At 47.4% G+C, this 1530-nt stretch carries 1 protein-coding gene; it reads left to right on the top strand.

What is annotated here, in order from left to right; translation table 11 throughout:
* The first annotated feature begins 230 nt into the window (after positions 1 to 230).
* Entirely contained in the window at positions 231 to 1247 is a 1017-nt protein-coding gene (locus tag KDK16_RS01955; RefSeq protein ID WP_257274421.1) for a Fe(3+) ABC transporter substrate-binding protein, read from the top strand.
* The last annotated feature ends 283 nt before the right edge of the window (positions 1248 to 1530 follow it).

Below are 1530 nucleotides of genomic sequence, written 5' to 3'. Positions count from 1 at the left end.
AGGGTGGCCAGTGAGTGACGATGCAGAAGCTCTGTCACAGCAACACAGCCCGCTTTTTGGCGGGCTGTTCAGTGTGAGGCTTTGGTAAATGTGAAAAGGCGGGTGAATAGAACGAAAAAGTTAGTACTTATGTACTTAAATAACTGGCGATAAAGAGTAATTTCTGTAAAATACGCGAATGATAATGTTTCCTATTTAGATTGATATTATAAAAGAGACGGTTGTCGCCCATGTTGAAAAATAAACTCTCTTCAGTGCTTTTAGCATCAGGTCTTATGGCTGCATCTGCCCTCTCCCAGGCCGTAGAAGTGGTTAACGTGTACTCTTATCGTCAGCCTTTTCTGGTTGAACCTCTGTTCGCAGAGTTCAGCAAGGATACTGGTATTGAAGTCAATATGGTGTTTGCTAAAAAAGGTCTGAGTGAGCGTCTTGAACGCGAAGGCCAACTGAGTCCTGCTGATCTGGTATTGACGACAGACATCAGCCGACTGATGAATCTGGTAGAAAAAGATCTCAGCCAGCCCGTTGACAGCCAATCAATCAATAACGACATTCCTGCACAATACAGAGACCCTGAGGGTGAGTGGTTTGCCCTGACCAAGCGTGTCAGAAATATTTACAGCACCAAACGTTCCGACAAGCCGGAAGGCATCACTTATGACGATCTGGCCGATCCAAAGTACAAAGGCAAGATCTGCACACGCAGCGGTAAAAACGCCTATAACGTAGGTCTCGTTGCTGCTTATGTCGCTCACAATGGTGAGGAAGCGACCAAAGAATGGCTGCAAGGTTTCAAGGAAAACCTGGCCCGTCGTCCTCAGGGTAACGACCGTGCCCAGGTAAAGGCTATTAAGGAAGGCGTTTGTGACCTGTCTATCGGTAACAGCTATTACTTCGGCAAGATGATGACCAATGAAGAACAGCGTCCCTGGGCTGAGTCCGTTTACATCAACTTCCCTGATCAGAAAGGTCATGGCTCTCATGTCAACGTCAGTGGCATGGTTCTGACCAAGCATGCCCCTAATAAAGACAATGCTGTTAAATTAATGGAATTCCTGGCCAGTGAGAAAGCTCAGGCTACCTTCGCTGAAGTCAACATGGAATACCCTGTGAACCCTGACGTGCCGGTTTCCGAAATGGTGGCTTCCTGGGGGGCGTTCAAATCCGACGATCTGCCTGTCTACAAGCTGGCAGAGAACTACGCAACCGCTCAGAAATTGTTAGACGAAGTCCGTTTTGATCTGTAATTAGAAGGCCTTTCGACCTTCTGGAGAGCCGACGTCTGCTTGTCGGCTCAGATCTATGAGTCCTCGGCGCCTTACCTTTCGATGTAGAGGCAAATCTGCGGGCCGAGCCCCGAGTCAACCCTTCAGTCCGGATTCCGAAAAGTCCTGGAACATATGCTTAAGACGGTCATCAATACGGATCCTCTTCTTTTTAACACCGAAGTCTTCCTCCAGATAATTCCGTACAGTTTTTAACAATAATTTGCGGTCTTTGGTTTTAACCACCAGCTTTAAGCCTTCATCG

The sequence above is a fragment of the Endozoicomonas sp. SESOKO4 genome (assembly GCF_024606275.1).
The sequence above is the reverse complement of the archived record's forward strand: the minus strand, read 5'-3'. Positions and strand labels throughout refer to the sequence as shown.

Bases quoted from the DNA above. Each gene is read 5' to 3' on its own strand.
- KDK16_RS01955 (WP_257274421.1), top strand. From the start codon at position 231: ATGTTGAAAAATAAACTCTCTTCAGTGCTTTTAGCATCAGGTCTTATG.